The 16735-nt window shown below is 68.3% G+C and carries 14 protein-coding genes; 9 read left to right on the forward strand and 5 right to left on the reverse strand.

Going from position 1 to position 16735, the window contains the following annotated elements:
* Window positions 1-22: 22 nt before the first annotated feature.
* From ACQR50_RS11265 to ACQR50_RS11305, 9 genes are all read left to right on the forward strand, one after another.
* Window positions 23-1933, forward strand: coding sequence for an alpha-L-fucosidase (locus ACQR50_RS11265; RefSeq protein ID WP_428968385.1), 1911 nt, complete (start codon window positions 23-25; stop codon window positions 1931-1933).
* A gap of 224 nt (window positions 1934-2157) precedes the next feature.
* On the forward strand, window positions 2158-3210 hold the full coding sequence (locus ACQR50_RS11270; RefSeq protein ID WP_428968386.1) for a patatin-like phospholipase family protein: 1053 nt from the start codon (window positions 2158-2160) through the stop codon (window positions 3208-3210).
* A 120-nt stretch (window positions 3211-3330) separates the two neighbouring features.
* Entirely contained in the window at window positions 3331-4095 is a 765-nt protein-coding gene (locus tag ACQR50_RS11275; protein ID WP_428968387.1) for an SDR family NAD(P)-dependent oxidoreductase, read from the forward strand.
* A 137-nt stretch (window positions 4096-4232) separates the two neighbouring features.
* Window positions 4233-6248 (forward strand): HAD-IIB family hydrolase, encoded by a 2016-nt coding sequence (locus ACQR50_RS11280; RefSeq protein ID WP_428968388.1) that lies wholly within the window; start codon window positions 4233-4235, stop codon window positions 6246-6248.
* Entirely contained in the window at window positions 6245-7387 is a 1143-nt protein-coding gene (locus tag ACQR50_RS11285; protein ID WP_428968389.1) for a hypothetical protein, read from the forward strand. Before ACQR50_RS11280 ends, ACQR50_RS11285 begins: the two co-directional genes overlap by 4 nt.
* Window positions 7384-8298 carry a galactosyltransferase-related protein gene (locus tag ACQR50_RS11290; RefSeq protein ID WP_428968390.1) on the forward strand — a complete coding sequence of 305 codons (915 nt, stop codon included), beginning with the start codon at window positions 7384-7386 and terminating at the stop codon, window positions 8296-8298. Before ACQR50_RS11285 ends, ACQR50_RS11290 begins: the two co-directional genes overlap by 4 nt.
* Window positions 8295-9371, forward strand: a complete 1077-nt coding sequence (locus ACQR50_RS11295; protein ID WP_428968391.1) for a glycosyltransferase — start codon at window positions 8295-8297, stop codon at window positions 9369-9371. Before ACQR50_RS11290 ends, ACQR50_RS11295 begins: the two co-directional genes overlap by 4 nt.
* Window positions 9368-10279 carry a polysaccharide pyruvyl transferase family protein gene (locus ACQR50_RS11300; RefSeq protein WP_428968392.1) on the forward strand — a complete coding sequence of 304 codons (912 nt, stop codon included), beginning with the start codon at window positions 9368-9370 and terminating at the stop codon, window positions 10277-10279. Before ACQR50_RS11295 ends, ACQR50_RS11300 begins: the two co-directional genes overlap by 4 nt.
* Complete coding sequence (locus tag ACQR50_RS11305; RefSeq protein WP_428968393.1) at window positions 10276-11172, forward strand: glycosyltransferase family 2 protein; 897 nt, start codon at window positions 10276-10278, stop codon at window positions 11170-11172. Before ACQR50_RS11300 ends, ACQR50_RS11305 begins: the two co-directional genes overlap by 4 nt.
* Here ACQR50_RS11305 and ACQR50_RS11310 read toward each other — a convergent pair.
* The 5 genes from ACQR50_RS11310 to ACQR50_RS11330 are packed head-to-tail and all read right to left on the reverse strand — an operon-like array spanning window position 11150 to window position 16657.
* Window positions 11150-13474, reverse strand: coding sequence for a TonB-dependent receptor (locus tag ACQR50_RS11310; protein ID WP_428968394.1), 2325 nt, complete (start codon window positions 13472-13474; stop codon window positions 11150-11152). The two genes, ACQR50_RS11305 and ACQR50_RS11310, sit on opposite strands and share 23 nt — an antisense overlap.
* Window positions 13475-13484: 10 nt before the next feature.
* On the reverse strand, window positions 13485-14420 hold the full coding sequence (locus ACQR50_RS11315) for a FecR family protein (RefSeq protein ID WP_428968395.1): 936 nt from the start codon (window positions 14418-14420) through the stop codon (window positions 13485-13487).
* Window positions 14417-14968 (reverse strand): RNA polymerase sigma factor, encoded by a 552-nt coding sequence (locus ACQR50_RS11320; RefSeq protein ID WP_428968396.1) that lies wholly within the window; start codon window positions 14966-14968, stop codon window positions 14417-14419. Before ACQR50_RS11320 ends, ACQR50_RS11315 begins: the two co-directional genes overlap by 4 nt.
* A 14-nt stretch (window positions 14969-14982) precedes the next feature.
* The gene (locus tag ACQR50_RS11325) at window positions 14983-15783 is read right to left on the reverse strand and encodes a ChbG/HpnK family deacetylase (RefSeq protein WP_428968397.1); all 801 of its coding nucleotides are present in this window, start codon (window positions 15781-15783) and stop codon (window positions 14983-14985) included.
* Window positions 15758-16657 (reverse strand): glycosyltransferase family 2 protein, encoded by a 900-nt coding sequence (locus ACQR50_RS11330; RefSeq protein WP_428968398.1) that lies wholly within the window; start codon window positions 16655-16657, stop codon window positions 15758-15760. The genes ACQR50_RS11325 and ACQR50_RS11330 overlap by 26 nt, the downstream gene beginning before the upstream one ends.
* Window positions 16658-16735: the final 78 nt, after the last annotated feature.

Genomic DNA, 16735 nt, shown 5'->3' on the forward strand with positions numbered 1-16735 from the left:
CCCTCCCGGAGCCGATTTGACGATGACCGATTTCTCCCGCCGCGCCGTCCTCGCCTCCGGGCTGGTCGCCTCCGCCGCGCCCGCCTTCGCGCAAAAGGGGGCGGGCGCGCCCGCTCCTTACGGTGCGGTCCCCTCGGCGCGGCAGTGGCGCTGGCACCAGCGCGAGCAATATGCCTTCATCCACTTCGCAATGAACACCTTCACCGACAAGGAATGGGGTTATGGCGACGAAGACCCCAAGATGTTCAATCCGAGCGACTTCAGCGCGGACCAGATCGTCGGGGCGGCCAAGGCGGGGAACCTGAAGGGCATCATCCTGACGGCGAAGCATCATGACGGCTTCTGCCTCTGGCCGACCAAGCTGACCGAGCATTGCATCCGCAACGCGCCCTACAAGAACGGCCAGGGCGATATCGTCCGCGAGATGTCGGACGCCTGCAAGCGGGCCGGGCTCGCCTTCGGCATCTATCTCTCGCCCTGGGATCGCAACCATCCCGAATATGGGCGGCCAGCCTATGTCGACTATTTCCGCAAGCAGGTGGTCGAACTCTGCACCGGTTACGGCGAGTTGTTCGAATTCTGGTTCGACGGGGCCAATGGCGGCGACGGCTATTATGGCGGCGCACGCGAGACGCGGCAAATCGACGCGCCCAAATATTACAACTGGCCCTCGATCATCGCATTGGTCCATCAGCACCAGCCCATGGCCTGCACCTTCGATCCGCTGGGTGCCGATATCCGCTGGGTCGGCAATGAGGACGGCATTGCGGGCGATCCCTGCTGGCCGACCATGCCCAACCACCCGTACGTCCAGTCGGAGGGCAATTCGGGCGTTCGCGGGGCTCCGCTGTGGTGGCCTGCCGAGACAAACACCTCGATCCGGCCCGGCTGGTTCTATCATGCCGACGAGGACTCGAAGGTCCGCTCGCCGGAAAACCTGGTTGGCTATTTCGACACTTCGGTGGCGCGAGGCACCAACATGAACCTCAACCTGCCGCCCGATCGGCGCGGGCGCATTCCCGATCAGGACGTGAAGATCCTGAAGAGTTTCGGCGACGCGATCCGCGCCAGCTTCGCGACCGATCTGGCGCAAGGCGCGGTGGCCAGCGCCAGCCATGTGCGCGGCAAGGGGTATGAGGCCGCCAAGGTGCTCGACGGCCAGCGCGACACCTATTGGTCCGCGCCGGACGGCGTGACCACGCCCAGCCTGACGCTGGACCTGCCGCCGGGTCGTCGTTTCGATTTGATCCGCATCCGCGAATATCTGCCGCTTGGGCTTCGCGTCACGCGCTTCGCGGTCGATGCGGAGGTGAACGGCCGGTGGCAGCAACTGGCCGAGCATGAGTGCATCAGCGCGCAACGGATCATCCGCCTGCCCCAGCCCGTTACCGCACGCCGGGTCCGCCTGCGCATCGTCGACGCCCCCGTCTGCCCGGCGATCAGCGAGGTTTCGCTGTTCCAGAGCGTCGCGCCGGTCTCCGTCCCCGCCATCGTGTCGAGTGACCCGACCGTGCTGGCGACGACCGACTGGAATATCGTCTCCGCGACCGCGCCGGGCGCCGAAAAGCTGCTCGACAACGACGCCAAGACCATCTGGGTGCAGCCCGCGCCGGTGGCGGGCAAGCCCGCCAGCGTCACGGTCGATATGGGCCAGGTGCGCGATATCGCAGGCTTCAGCCTGACCCCCTCGCGCCAGGTCATGATCGACGCCGCCCCGCCGCGCGGCTATGTCGCGGAGACGAGCGTCGACGGCAAGAGCTGGACCCCGGCCGGCTCGGGCGAGTTCTCGAACATCGCCTATGCGCTCTCCACCCAGCGCCTGCCGTTCAGCAGCGTCCGGCCGGTCCGCTATCTGCGGCTGACCTTCGCCGAAATGTCCAAGCCCGCCGCCAAGCTGGCGATCGCGGGAATCGGCGGCTTCACCAAGCGGTAGGACCCGTTTCCTCCCCTGCAAGGGGAGGGGGACCAGCGAAGCTGGTGGAGGGGTGTCGCCCTCTCGATAGCACGACACCCCTCCGTCAGGCCTTCGGCCTGCCGCCTCCCCTTGCAGGGGAGGAATGGGTTTATCGACCCCACACCCCCACAAAAACCCGCCGAAACGGGTGGCATTTGCCTTTTGTGCGTTGCAACATGATGCGACGCAGAAGGAGGTATGCCATGACCGACCGTCTCGAACCCCATCTCCCGCCCCGCCCCCGCATCGCCCTCGCCCTGCAAGGCGGCGGCGCGCACGGTGCCTATGGCTGGGGCGTGGTCGAGCGCCTGCTCGACGAGGATATCGAGATCGTCGGGGTCAGCGGCGCCAGCGCCGGGGCGATCAATGGTGCGGCGATCGTATCGGGTTATGCGACCGGGGGCGCGGTTGAGGCGAAGGCGGCACTGGAGCGCTTATGGGGCCATGTTGCCGATGCCTCGCCGCTCGCTCCGCTCGATGTCGGCGCACTGGGCGGTCCGTTCTTCGAGCCGCTGCTGCGCAAATCGCTGGACATCGCCAAGCTTTCCAGCCGCTATGTCGCGCCCTTCCTGCCCGGCGTGCGCGATATGCGTGCGCTGCGACAGGCGGTCGCGGAAAGCATCGACCTCGACCTGCTCGCCCGCCAGACGCGCCTGCCTTTCTATGTCGCGGCAACGCATATCGCGAGCGGATCGGCGCGGCTGTTCACCGGCCAGGATGTGACACTCGACGCGCTGATGGCCTCGGCCTGTCTGCCCGAGCTGTTCGCGGCAGTGGAGATCGAGGGCGAGCAATATTGGGACGGCGGCTTCACCGCCAACCCCGCGCTGGAGCCGCTGCTGACCGAGGCGATCGGCGCGACCGACATGATGATCGTCCAGATCACGCCCTTCACCGTCGAGGATGTCGGCGGCTCGGTCGGCGAGGTGATGCGGCGGGTCAGCGACATCAGCTTCAACGCGTGCCTGCGCCGCGACCTGCGTGCCCTGTCGGAGATTCAGGACGTCGCCCGCGCCGAAACTTCGCGCGATCCCCGGATGCGGGCGATCGCGCGGGTCAACCTGCACCTGCTGTCGCCGCCGCCCGAACTGGCGGGGCCGTCGGGGACGAGCAAGGTCGACACCCGCTGGTCGGTGCTCCAGGATTTGCGTGAAATGGGTCGTGTGCAGGCCGAAGAGTGGCTGGCCACCCATCGCGAAACGCTCGGCCGTGCATCGTCCTTCAAGGGGCTGCCCGAGGACATGATGCGGCCCTGAACCGTTTTTTCCCGTCATTTTCGCTTTTTATGGCGATGCCGGGCGGAACACCGGCCCGAGGCGCCTGTTCTCTCATGCCGGAATGGGCGGACCAGCAACAGTCGTACAGGAGCGCCCGACATGGCGAGGTTCCAAGACAAGATCGTGATCGTCACCGGCGCGGCTTCGGGCATCGGCGAAGGGGCCGCCCGCCGCTTCGCGCAGGAGGGCGCGACACTGGTTCTCGGCGACACCGACGGCGCGGGCCTGCAGAAACTGGCGGACGATCTCGCCCCTGCGACGGTTGCGACGCGGGAAACCGATGTGTCGCGGATGGCCGATTGCGAGGCGTTGGTCGCGCTGGCGATCGAGCGGTTCGGACGGATCGACATTCTGGTCAGCAATGCCGGGGTCGATCATCTCGGAAAACTCGATGAAGGCGACTTTTCGGCCTTTACCAAGGTCATCGAGACCGATCTTTACGGTGTGGTCCAGATGGCCCGCGCCGCAATTGAGCCTTTGCGTCGGTCGAAGGGCTGCATCGTCAACATGTCCTCGGTCTCCGGGCTCGGCGGCGACTGGAATCACAGCTTCTATTGCGCGGCCAAGGGCGCCGTGACCAACTTCACCCGCGCGCTGGCGATGGACGAGGCGGCGAACGGCGTGCGCGTCAATGCGGTCAATCCGTCACTGACCTACACCGCCCTGACGGCAGGCATGAAGGAACAGCCCGAGCTGATCGCCAAGTTCGAGGAGCGCATTCCAATGGGCCGTGGCGCGCAGCCCGAGGATATTGCGGGTGCCATCGCCTTCCTGGCGAGCGAGGATGCACGTTTTATCACCGGCGTGAACCTGCCCGTGGATGGCGGCCTGAGCGCATCCAACGGGCAGCCGCCGCTCAGCTGATTTCCCCATTATTGATATTGATCAAGAATACGGCGAGGAAAATGACACCCGTGTCAATCGAATGCAATCTTTCCGCTATCCGATTGGGAGCCAATCAATATTTATAACGTTGTCGCTCCATAACGAAAGGGGCGAGATTGTTTATCCTGCATCTGGCACTTGGTGGGTGTCTGAAATCGCCACCTGTCCATTATGGCATCACCGCCGATACGGGCGGTCATATTGCCTATATCCTGGATGCCGCTGCCGCGCAGGCGAAGAATATTGATACGCATCAAGTCTCCATCGTAACCCGGCTCTTTGAGGAGCCGGGACTGCCGCTGGACCATGCCCGTGCCACCGAATGGCTTTCGCCCAAGCTGACGATCGACCGGATCGCCACGGCCAATCGCCGCTATCTGGAGAAGGACGCGCTGGCCGACGATCTCGCCGCCTTCACCGAAGCGTTCTGCGCGCATCTCGCCCGACTGCCGCGCCTGCCCGATGTCATCCACGCGCACTTCTCTGACGCCGCCGCCGTCGCGGCCGAGGCGCGGCGGCGCTTTGCCATTCCCTTCGTCTACACGCCGCATGCGCTGGGCATCGACAAGCGCCGCCATCACGGCCCGTCGCCCGCGCTGGATGGCCGCATCGCCGCAGAGCGTACCGCCATCGCCAGTGCCGACGCCCTGATCGTCTCGACCGAGGACGAGGCCGAGCGGCAGGTCCATGCCTATGGCATTCCCGCCGGCGGACGGATCCACCGCATCGCACCCGGCGTGCCGAACCATGAGGGCGGCCGCCCCGGTCGCCCGACGCTCGCCGACCGGCTGGGCGAGTGGCTCGACAAGCCCGCCAAGCCCATCCTGCTCGCCATCGCGCGCCCTGTCGCCAAGAAGAATCTGGGCGCGCTCGCCCGGGCCTATGCCGCCTCGCCTGCCTTACGCGAGGCCGCCAATCTGGTCATTCTGGCGGGCCAGCATGACGGCCCCGGATCGACCGAGGAGCGTGCCGTGTTGGCCGAGTTGCTGGCGCTCGCCGACAGGCCCGACCTTCGCGGTTGTTTCGCGCTGCCGCCACGGCATGACGGGCATGACGTCGCCGCCCTCTATGAGCGCGCAGCGGCGGGCGGCGTGTTCGTCAATGCCGCCCTTCATGAACCCTTCGGCCTGACCCTGATCGAAGCGGCGGCGGCGGGCGTGCCCGTGGTCGCCACCCGGCATGGCGGCCCCAGCGAGATCGTCGCCGCGCTGGGCCACGGCCTGCTGGTCGAGCCGCGCGACGAAGACGCCATTGCCGCCGCCTGCCTTACCATCCTGTCCGATCCCGACACCCATGCGCAGATGAGCGCGAATGGCCGGTCGGGGTCCACCCTCTATGCCTGGGACCGCTACGCCATGGAATCCACCGCGCTCTATGCCCATCTGCCGCGCACCCCCGGCCTGCTCGCCAGTGATATCGACCATACGCTGACCGGGTGTCGCGTAGGCGCACATGACTTCGCGGCATGGCGTCAGGCGAGCGACCTGCCCTTCGTCGTGGCGACCGGCCGTTCCTTTGCGATGGCGCGCATCATCCTGTCGCAATGGGGCATTCCCGAGCCGGACGCCTTCATCACCGATGTCGGGACGCGCATCATGCTGAAGGGCCAGCGCGGATGGCAGGAATGCCCCGTCTTCGCCGCGCGTCTGGACGAAGGATGGGACCGCAAGGCGGTGGTCGCCGCGCTCAAGCCGTTGCGCCTGCGCCCCCAGCCGCGCGACACGGCCGGGCCGCACAAGGTCAGCTATTTCGGCACTGCCGAGGATGCCGCGCGCGTCCGCGAGACGCTGGCCGAACAGGGACTCTCCGCCAAGACGGTCTTCTCGCACGGGCGATTGATCGACGTGCTGGCGCCGCTGGGCGGCAAGGCGGCGGCGGTCGCGGCCTATGCCAAGCGGCTCGACCTGCCGATGGGTGCGTGCATCGCGGCCGGGGACAGCGGCAACGATGTCGACATGCTCGACGCCTGCGGCCATGCGATCGTGGTCGGCAATGCCGGGCATGAGCTGGCCGATCTACCCGAGCGTGACGGGCTGCTGCGCGTCACCGCCCATCATGCCAATGGCGTGATGGAGGGGCTGGAGCGGCTGGGCCTGACCACGCCGATGCCGACCCAGGCGACGGCGGCGTGACGCGCCCCTTCAGTTATTTCGTCCACCATCAGGGGCGCGGCCATGCCGAACGCTGCGCTGCGATCCTGAACGCCCTTCCGCCCGAGCGCCCCGTCACCATCTTCTGCGCGCGCGACGATATTTTTCCAGCCCTGCCGCCGCAGGTCGAGATCGTCACCATCCCCTCCCTCTTCGAGCCGACCGGGCTGGAGGCGGGAACGATGGACACGGTGCCGACGCCCGAGACGCTGCACTGCGCGCCGCTCGGCTGGCCCGGCATCCGCCATGCCATGGCGGTGATCGCGGGCTGGTTCGACCGTGCCGACCCCGCACTGATGATCTGCGACGTCTCCGCCGAGATCGCGCAACTGGCCCGCATCTGTTCGGTCCCGCATGTGAAGGTCCTCCAGCATGGCGACCGCGGCGATGCCGGGCACCGCGCCGCCTATGACGGCGCCGCCGGATTGCTCGCCGCGTTCGACGAGGCGCTGGCCCAGCCCGAATGGGACGCCGCCATGCGCGCCAAGACCTGCTTCGTCGGCGGGCTGGGTGTCGACACCCGCATCCCCGAGCGCGAGCTGGCACGCCAGCGGATCGGCGTCGGCGCGGACGAGGAAATGATCCTGGTCCTGTCGGGCGGCGGCGGCGGCGGTTTCGCCCAGGCCCCGCTCGGTGTCGGCGCGCGCAGCCGCCCCGGTGCCCGCTGGATCACCATCGGCCCGGTCGCGCGCGACTGGCACGCCACCGAGCCCGCCAATATCGAGCATCGCGGCTGGGTCGACAATCCGGCCGACCATGTCGCCGCCGCCGACCTCGTCATCGCCTCGACCGGCAACACCACCTGCCAGCAGATACTGGCCGCCGCCCGCCCCTGGCTCGCCATCCCCGAATGGCGCTATTTCGACGAGCAGCATCGCAAGGCGGAGGCGCTGGCCGCCGCCGGGGTCGCGTGCGTCCGTCCGCATCTGCCTTCCTCGGCCCAGGCCTGGACCGCCGCGCTGGCCGAGACCCGCAGCCAGCACCGTCCCGCCATACAGCGCGCGATGATCGCCGACGCGCCCGCCCAGACCGCCGCCGACTGGCTGGAGGCGCTGTCCGCCCGGCTCTGGCCGATCGACCTCACCCATTCCCTTCCCCAATCCACCGGAGCCTCTTCATGATCTCGGTCGTCACGCTCGCCGGGGGCCGCCCCGAACATCTGCGCAACGTCGTGATCGGCCTGACCCGCCAGACGATGCTCCCCGCCGAGCTGATCGTCGCGGTCATCCAGGACACGCCCTATGACCTGCCCGAGGCCCCCTTCCCGATCCGCCAGATGATGGTGTCCGGCCCGCGCCTGCCGCTGGCGACCGCACGCAATGCGGCGGCCGAGGCGGCGGTCGGCGACAAGCTGGTCTTCCTCGACATGGACTGCATCCCGACCCCCGAATTGCTGGCCGATTATGATCGCTATCTGGATCAGGAAGACGGGCTGCTGATGGGCGAGGTCATGTACCTGCCCGGCGGCGCGACGGCGGGCGACTGGCGATATCGGGACTTCGCCGAGGTCGCGGTGCGCCACTCCGACCGGCGCGGACCGCCGCCGGAGGGGATCGAGCGGTGCGCGGATTATCGCTGCTTCTGGTCGCTGAACTTCGCGATGCGTCGTGACACCTTCCTCGGCACCGGCGGGTTCGACGAGCGCTATGCGGGCTATGGCGGCGAGGACACCGATTTCGGCAAGGTGGTGGACAAGGCGGGCGTGCCGATCGCCTGGATCAAGGGCGGGCTCGCCTATCATCAATACCACCCGCATCACATGCCGCCGGTCCATCATATCGACAGCGTGGTGCGCAACGCCGAACTGTTCGAGGCGAAATGGGGCTATCGCACCATGGGCCACTGGCTGCACGCCTTTCGCCTGATGGGCCTGATCGACGATACGCCCGGCCGCCCGATCCAGATCCTGCGCCGCCCCGACAAGGACGATCTCGCGCTGACGGGGCAGCAGAGCCACCAGCCCTATGCCAACACCGCCAGCGTCATCCGCCTGCTGGAGGAGCGCGCCGGCAAGCCCCGCGTCGCGGCATGAGGATCGCACTGCTCGCCCATGTCCGCCAGCCCATCCGCCAGCCTTTCCTGGGCGGCATGGAGGCGCATGGCTGGTATCTGGCCGAGGGGCTGGCGGCGCGCGGGCATGAGGTGGTGCTGTTCGCCAGCGGCGACAGCGACCCGCGCTTCACCCTCGATCCGGTCCTGCCGGTCCATTACGAAGCCGTCTTCCCCTGGGCCGAGCATCGCGGCAAGCCCGAGTTGATCGCGCATGTCGATGCAGGCTATGCCGCCGCCTGCGACCGGATCGCGCGCGGCGGGTTCGATGTGGTGCACAATAACAGCCTGCACCGTTTCCCGCTGGAGCAACGCCGGACCGCGCAAGTGCCGACCGTCACCTCGCTGCATGTGCCGCCTTATGACGCGCTCCATCATTTCGTGACGATCAGCCCCAGCCCGACCCATAGGCTGACCGTCACCTCCGCCCGCCAGTTGCAGGCCTGGTGGCCGAACGGCGCGCCGCCCGAAGCCTCGGTGCTGCACAATGCCATCGACCCCGCCTCCTGGCCCTTTGCCGAGCAGGGCAATGGCGAGGCGGTGTGGTGCGGGCGGATCACCCCCAACAAGGGCACGCATCTCGCCATCCGTGCCGCGCGGGAAGCGGGCGTCGCGCTGACCCTGTTCGGCGCGGTCGAGGACCCGGACTATTTCGCCGCCGAGGTCGAACCGTTGCTGGGCCATGGCATCCGTTATGGCGGGCATCTGGACGGCGCAGCGCTGGCACAGGAACTGGGCCGGGCCTCGGTATTCCTGTTCACCCCCTGCTGGGACGAACCGTTCGGGCTGGTGGCCATCGAGGCGATGGCGTGCGGCCTGCCGGTCGCCGCGTTCGATGCAGGCGCGGCGCGCGAAGTCGTCGGCGAGGCCGGGTACGTCGCCCCTGCGGGGGATGTCACCGCGCTGGCCGACGCGCTCATCCGCGCCATGGCCATTCCGCGCAGCACCGCCCGCCGCCGGGTGGAGACGCATTTCGCCCGCGACCTGTGGCTGGACCGTTGCGAGGCGCTTTATACCAGCGTCCGTACCGCCTTGCCGAGCGCCATCGCGGCGTGAGCAAGGATGTGATCGCAGGCCAGCGAAAGGCGCTGCTCGACCTCTATCGCCGTCACGTCATACCGGGAGAGCCCTATGCGCTGGTCGATTTCCCCGACCATCCCAATGTGGGCGACAGCGCGATCTGGCTGGGTGAGATCGCCCTGCTCCACGCGGTCGGCGCGGGCGATCCGGCCTATATCTCCCGCTGGGACGATTTTGACGAAGCGGCTTTCCGCGCCGCCTGTTCAACCGGGCCGATCCTGATCCATGGCGGCGGCAATCTGGGCGACATCTGGCCGCATCATCAGCATTTCCGCGAACATCTGATCGAACGCTTTCCCGACCGCCGGATCGTCCAGCTGCCCCAGTCGATCCACTTCCGCGACGAAGCCCATCGCGACCGCTTCGCCGCACTGGTCGACAGCCACCCGGATTTCCACCTCTATGTCCGCGACACGGCGAGCCTCGACCTGGCCCGCCGGCATTTCACCTGCCCCAGCACGCTAGCCCCCGACTCCGCTTTCGGTTTGGGCAGCCTCGAGCGACCGGCCTTGGCGGATTGCCAAGTGCTCATGCTGTTGCGCTCCGACGCCGAACGTGCCGCCCGCGATGACGCGCCATTGCTGGCCCTTGCGGATACGGTAGCGCTGGACTGGCTAGACGAACCGCCGGTCGCCGCGTCCACTCCGACCGGCCGGGCACGGGAGCGTGTCGAACGCGGGCTGACGCTGCTCGCCCGCGGCGAGCGGATCGTCACCGACCGGCTGCACGGCCATATCCTGGCCCTGCTGCTCGGTATCAGCCACGTCGTGCTGGACAATGACTATGGCAAGGTCGGCGCCTATATCGCCGTCTGGACGGCGGAAAGTCCGCTTGTCCGGAAAGCGCGATCCGCGCAGGAGGCGGCGGAGCTGGTCGCGGGATGATCGATTTCAGCCTGCTGATCTGCACCCGCAACCGCAGCCGCAGCCTGGCCGCCACGCTGGCCTCGATCGATGCAGCCGCCCGGCATCCGGGCAGCGGCGCGATCGAATTGATCCTGGTCGACAACGGCTCGACCGATGCCACGGCGGCGGTGATCCGGCACTGGGCGATCGACCGGCCCTTTACGGTGCGGCTGTTGTCGGAGCCGGTGCCGGGCCTGGCCCGCGCCCGCAATCGCGCGCTCCGGGCAGCGCGGGGGCGGATCGTCGCGATGACCGACGATGACTGCGTGCTGCATCCCGATTACTTCGCACATATGGCACGGGCCTTTGCCGGGCAGCCCGCCCCCGTCATCATCGGCGGGCGTATCCTGCGTGGCGATCCCGCCGACCTGATGCTGACCGTCAAGCTGGAGGATCATCCGATGATCGCCGAGCCGGACAGCTTTCCCGGCGGCTTCGTCATGGGCGCCAATCTGGCCTTTACCGCCGATGTCGGCCGCATGGTCGGGCCGTTCGACGAGCGGTTCGGGGCGGGCGCGCCGTTCCGCGCCGCCGAGGATACGGATTTCCTGCTGCGCGCCCAGGCGCTGGGCATAGCGATCCGCTACGACCCCGGCTTCGTGGTCGACCATTATCACGGCCGCCGCCGGGAGGACGAGGCCGTCGCGCTGCTGGCGGGATACGGCTTTGGCGACGGAGCGCTCTACGCCAAGCACATGCTGACCGACCGCCGGGTCCGCCGCTGGATGGTGCAAGACATCCGCAACCTGCGCGAGCGCTTTGCCGGGCCGGTGCCCACGATCGGGCATTTCCACGCCTTTCGCCTGCGCCATGTGCTGGCGGGCCTGGCCGCCTATGCCCGCGTCGCGGTCAGAAATCCGCGCTCAGCCTGACCCCCACGGTGCGCGGCCGCAACGGTGTCGAGACATTGCGCCGCCCAAGCAGAAACGGATTGCCATAGGCGAAGCGATTGCCCCGCTCGTCGAGCAAGTTGTCGAGAGTCAGCGCCAGCGCATAGCCGCCCCGCCGGGCGGTCAGCCCCAGATTGGCGACGCCATAGCCCCCCTGCCGGACGTCGAACATGTCGCCGACCCCGAGCACCGACGGGCCGACAAAGGCCACTTCCCCCCGCGTCGACAGGATCGTGTCGCGCCCCAGGGCGACATCGCGGATCAGTCCCAGCCGCGCCGAGACACTGGGCGTCTCGGGCAGGCGGCGATTACTGGCGCGGCTGAGCAAGGCGGTCGAGCCCGTCACTTCATTGTCGGTCACGAACACCGCCCCGGTCAGGTGCCAGTCGTGCTGCGGCACCCATTCGACCCAGCCCTCCAGCGCATCGACGCGCGCATCGCCGATATTGCTCGTCACCGGCTGGCCCGCGCGGTTCAGCAGGTCGGCCTGGATCGCCTTCCACCGCGCATGGGACAGGCTGACCGACGCCGACAGCCCCGTCGGCCCGCGGCGGATATGGCGCAGACCCGCCTCGACCATCTGGATCGAGTCGGACTCGAAGTTCGCGACTCGTCCGACGCCCGCCGCGACCGCCAGACCACCGGTGCGGAAGCCCGACTGATACCGGCCGAACGCGGTCCAGTCGCCGCCCAGCGCCCAGGCAAAACCGAAGGTCGGATCGACCCGCGTGGTCGACCGGCCACGCACGAAATTCTTCGATCGCGGCGTGATCGACGGTTCGCCATCGACCCGCGCGGCGGTGACGCGCCCGCCCAGCGTCAGCGACAGGCGGCCGGTGACGGGATGCGTCGCCTCGCCGAACACGGCTCCGCTGCGCGTGACGTTGGTCACGCCGATCACCGGCCTGAGCCCCTGGCGGATGGTCAGCGAGCGCCCCATCACCGACTGGTCCGACACCAGATTGACGCCGACCACCCAGGATCCACCACCCGCCAGGCGTCGTGACACACGGCTTTCGTGCGAAAATAGCGTCTTGTCGCCGTTCAGCTGATAGGTTTCGTGCGGTACCACCGGGCTGGCGTCGAACCGTTCGAAGGATGCGCCGCTGACGATGCCGGTGGCGGAGACGAATTGCAGGCCGCTCGCCCAAGTCTTGGACAGGAGCAGCCGCCCGAACCGCATGTCGCTCCAGGATGGCTGGGCGATCGCCGAGCGGCTCGCCAGCACATCCTCGCTCAGCACATATTGCGCGTCGCGCGACACGATCGACTGGGTACCGCCACCCAGTTCGGCGCGCCAGCCGTCCCCGACATTCCAGGCCAGCGTGCCGCGCAGCCCGCTGGTCAACACCCGATTGATGTTGTGCGCGCCGGTCCGCTGATTGTCGATATAGCCGCCATCGACCGCATGATAGCCGACCAACCGGATGCCCAGCCTATCCGCCAGCAGCACCTTGTTGGCGACCGCCGCCATATCGTTGCTCGGCGCCCCGCCGCCGGTCAGTGCGCCGCCCCATTCGATCCGCCCGCCGTCGCGGATCAGCGACACGGGGTTGGACGTCAGCCGGACGATCCCGCCGATCGCGCCCGAGCCGTGCAGCGCCCCCTGCGGCCCCTCGGCAATCTCAACCTCGCCGATATCATAGAGCTTCAACCCCGGATCGGGCCCGGCAAAGGCGATCTGCACCTCGTCGAGATAGAGGCTGGCGGTCGACTCGGTCGCACCGTTGAAGCTGCTGTCGGCAATGCCGCGGATGAACAGCTTGTTGCGCCCCGGCCCCAGCGCGGTGGTCTGAAGGATCGGGGTCTGCCCCGCGACATCGCTGAGGTCGATCGATCCGGTGGGCAGCGCCACGCCGCGTCCGATCACCGACACGCTGCCGGGATAGCGGGCCAATTCGGTGCCCTGCTTGCTGGCGGTCACGATGATATCGCCGGTCCGGCCGGCGGGCGGCGGCATGGCGGGCGGAGGGCGGCTGATGGATGGGCGACGCGGCGATCCGACGATACGGAAGCTGACGGCGTCGATCGCGATGGCATGGTAGCCGGTTCCGCGCAGCAACTGCGCCAGGGCTCTGGCGGGGGGGGCGCCGGTGGTCAGGGCCCGGGTGCGAACCTCCCCCAGGCGTGGATCGGTGGCGACGACGGTGATGCCGCCCTGCCTCGCCAGTTCGCGCAGTGCGAAATCCAGCCTCGCGGGGGCCAGCACGATCCTGCTGCGTGCTGCGACATTGGCGGTCTGCGCCCAACCGGCGGCAGGCAAGGCAAGGGCGACCGCGACCAACAGGTCGCGCTTATTGAACCCCGTCCGACGCCCGCAAAATCCAGTCCCCACCGCTCTGGCGCCACTCCGCTCCGATCAGCTTCGCAAGACGTGGAACGTCCCGGCTGGCGTCCCCCGTCACCCGGACCAGCCCAGTGACGCTGCGTTTCGCCAACGGCCCCTCCACCGCGATCCGCATGCCATAGGCGGATTGCAATCGTGCAGCAATCGTGTCGACCGTATCGCCGTCCAGATCCAGCAGGCCGCGACGCCAGCCGCCGACCATCGCCGGATCGACCTGCACGCGGCGAAGGCTGCCCCGTGCCTCGTCCAGCCGTGCCCCCTGCCCGGCGGTCAGCTGTATCGTCTGGCCCCGGGGGGCGAGCGCGACCGCCCCTTCCGCAACCGTCACGTCCAGCCGAGCCCCCTCACGCCGGACGTTGAACACGGTCCCAACATCGCGGATGGCGACGTCGCCCGAGCGGAGTTCGAAAGGAGCGGAGGCGTCGTGGCGAACGCGGAACAGCGCCTGTCCGGCCTCCAACGTCGCGACCCGCGTGTCGTTGCGGTCGAGCCGAAGCCGCGATCCCCCCGCCAGCTCGACCTGCGTGCCGTCGTTCAGCGCGATGGCCCGCGTCTCGCCCGGCCGGGTCTGTTCGACCCGGATGTCGGGCCGCGCCTGCATCAGCACCGGCCCCGCGATCAGCGCGACGGCCGCCGCGACGCCGCCCATCAGCCACCAACGACCCCACCCCCTGTTGTCGTTGGCGGCCACCGGCGTTTCGGCGATGACGGGCTCGGGCTCGCTCACCGGCTCGGCCAGCAGGGCATCGGCCATCGCCACCGCGTCATAGGCGCGCGCATTGGCCGGGCTGTCCTCCAGCCAGGTCGCAAAGGCATCCCATTCGGCCGCGCTCATATCGCGCTGCCGGACGTGCCAGTCGATCGCCTGTTCCTCCCGCGTCACTCGTCCCCGCTCCTTCCACTGTCAGGACGACGCCGACACGCCCCATCCGCACCCTCGGCATCACGATTTTCTTGCAAAAATTGATAGGCGCGGCGCAGCAGCTTCTCGACGGCACTCACCGTGATACCCATCTGCTCCGCAATGTCGCGTTGCGGCCGTTCCTCGAAGCGGAACAGGGTGAAGGCCTCGCGCATCCGGTCGGGCATCCGCGCGATCATCGCATGCGCCTGGGCCAGCTCGCTGCGGCCCGACGCGATCCGTTCGGGATCGGCATATTCGGCGGATTGCTGCTGCACCTCTTCCCATGCGCCGTCCCGCACGCCGCGCCGAGCGGCGGCGATACGGCGGTCGGTCGCCAGATTGGTCGCCATGCGGCAGAGAAAGGGAATGGGCTGCTCGATCTGTTCGGCGTCCAGCCCGGAAACGCGCAGCCAGAGGTCCTGAAGCGCATCCTCCGCTTCGTCGGGCGAGCCGAGCCGGGCGGCCAGCAGGCGGCGCAGCAGCGGGCGCGCCTCCATGAACCGGCCTTCCAGACCCTGATTACCCAAAGACCGCCCTCGTATCAGGCGGCGAAGGCCAGCCCGCGTTGCGCCGCCATGTCAGACACCGAAACGGCGCGCAAGACATCGGCTTCGTCGCGCCGCGCCGCCGCGATCACGTCACCCGCCCGCTTGCCCGCACCGGGATGGCACATCACCAGATGCTCCGTCCCGCCATGATCCAGGAAACGCGGCAACGCCTCGGCAAAGCGGCCGTCAAAACCGTAATGCCCGGCAAAACCCCGGTTGCAGTACAGGCCCGCCGCCTCGACCGCACGGGTCAGGCCGCGCGAGTGATAGGCACTGCCGATCGCCTTGCCCCGCCATGGCCGCCCAAGCAGGCCGACCAGCCGGTCCTCGCAGGTGCGCACCCAGGCTCCGGGCGCGCGACGCCGCGTGATCGCCAGCACGATCGGGCGGACGCCGGGCAGCGCGTGCGAATGCTGGTGCCCGTCGACAAAGGCGGGCGGACGGCCCATCGCCGCCTCGAACCGGTCGAACTGGGCCTGGACCTCACGGGTGATCTCGGCCGGGTCGAGTTGTCCGCGCGACGCCAACCGCGTCAACGGATCGATCCCCGGCATCACTCCGTCCTGGGTAAAGCCATTGGGGTGGATCGGCGCTTCCTCGGTCAGGGTCAGATGCAGGCCGATCTGCGCCGTCTGCGGCACGGATCGCAGCATCACGCTGTCCTCCATCCAGTTCGGACGAAGGGTCATGCAGCTTGTCGCGTTCAATTTGCCCGAGCGCAGCAGCTCGGCGATGACCAGACTGTCTTCGGTGGAAAAGGCGAAATCGTCAGCGCAGAGAATAAGCCGGTTCACCCACGACCCCCGCCAGTTGCTGATAGGCCCGCTCGCGCATCCGCTCGGTGGTGAGCCGCCGCGCGCGCAGTCGCTTCGCGAGGAAGTCGTAGAAGAACCAGTCCCCGGCGAACGGCGCGGCCACGCTGTAGACCAGCCGCTCGGTCAGCGTCCAGCGGATCGACTCCCGGTCGCGCTCGCGGTCGGAGGGCACGCACCAGAAACCATCGGCATAGGCCATGGTGCCGTGACGCATGACGCGGTGGATGACCTCATGATCCTCCAGCACGAAATTCCAGCGGCGCGCATCGAACCCGCCGGCGGCCTTCAGTGCCTCGGTCCGAAAGGCCTGGCCCGCGCCGCCCGCATGGCACTGACGCGGCAGGAACCGCGCGGCCAGCCGGATCGCGGCGGACTCGCGACGACGCTCCGCCTCGCCGTCCTTCGGCGCGATGAAATAGGCCCCGGCGACCACGCAGCCGGGCTTTTCCAGCAGGGCTTGCGCCTGGGCCAGATAATCGGCCGGGTAATAGGTGTCCGCATCGCAGGTCGCGACGAAGCGCGTGTGGACATGATCGAGGCCCAGATGCAGCGCATTGATCTTGCCCGGCAAACCCTGGTGGAGCAGGATATGGTCCAGCCCCAGCCGCTCGCAGGTGTCGGTCGCCACCCGCGCGCTGGCGTCGAGCGAGCCATTGTCGACCAGCACGAGGCGGAACCGCACCGTCTGCGCCGCCAGGCTTTCCAGCGTGGCCGCCAGATCGCGCTCCTCGTTGAAAAAGGGCACGACGACGGTCCAGCACGGCGCGACATAGGCGCCCGTCCGTTCCGTCTTCCCCGCCTGGGCCCAGGCCCTGGCATTCCGCCAGGCCGCGCCTTCCGCATCGAGCAGCATTACCCTACCCCGCCCTAAAAACGATCAAACCACCCCGTTGCCGAAGCCCCCCGCCCGGCGGCGCCAAGCACCACGACC

This window comes from Sphingomonas sp. Xoc002 (genome assembly GCF_050408055.1).
GTDB classification, from domain to species: Bacteria; Pseudomonadota; Alphaproteobacteria; order Sphingomonadales; family Sphingomonadaceae; genus Sphingomonas; species Sphingomonas yabuuchiae.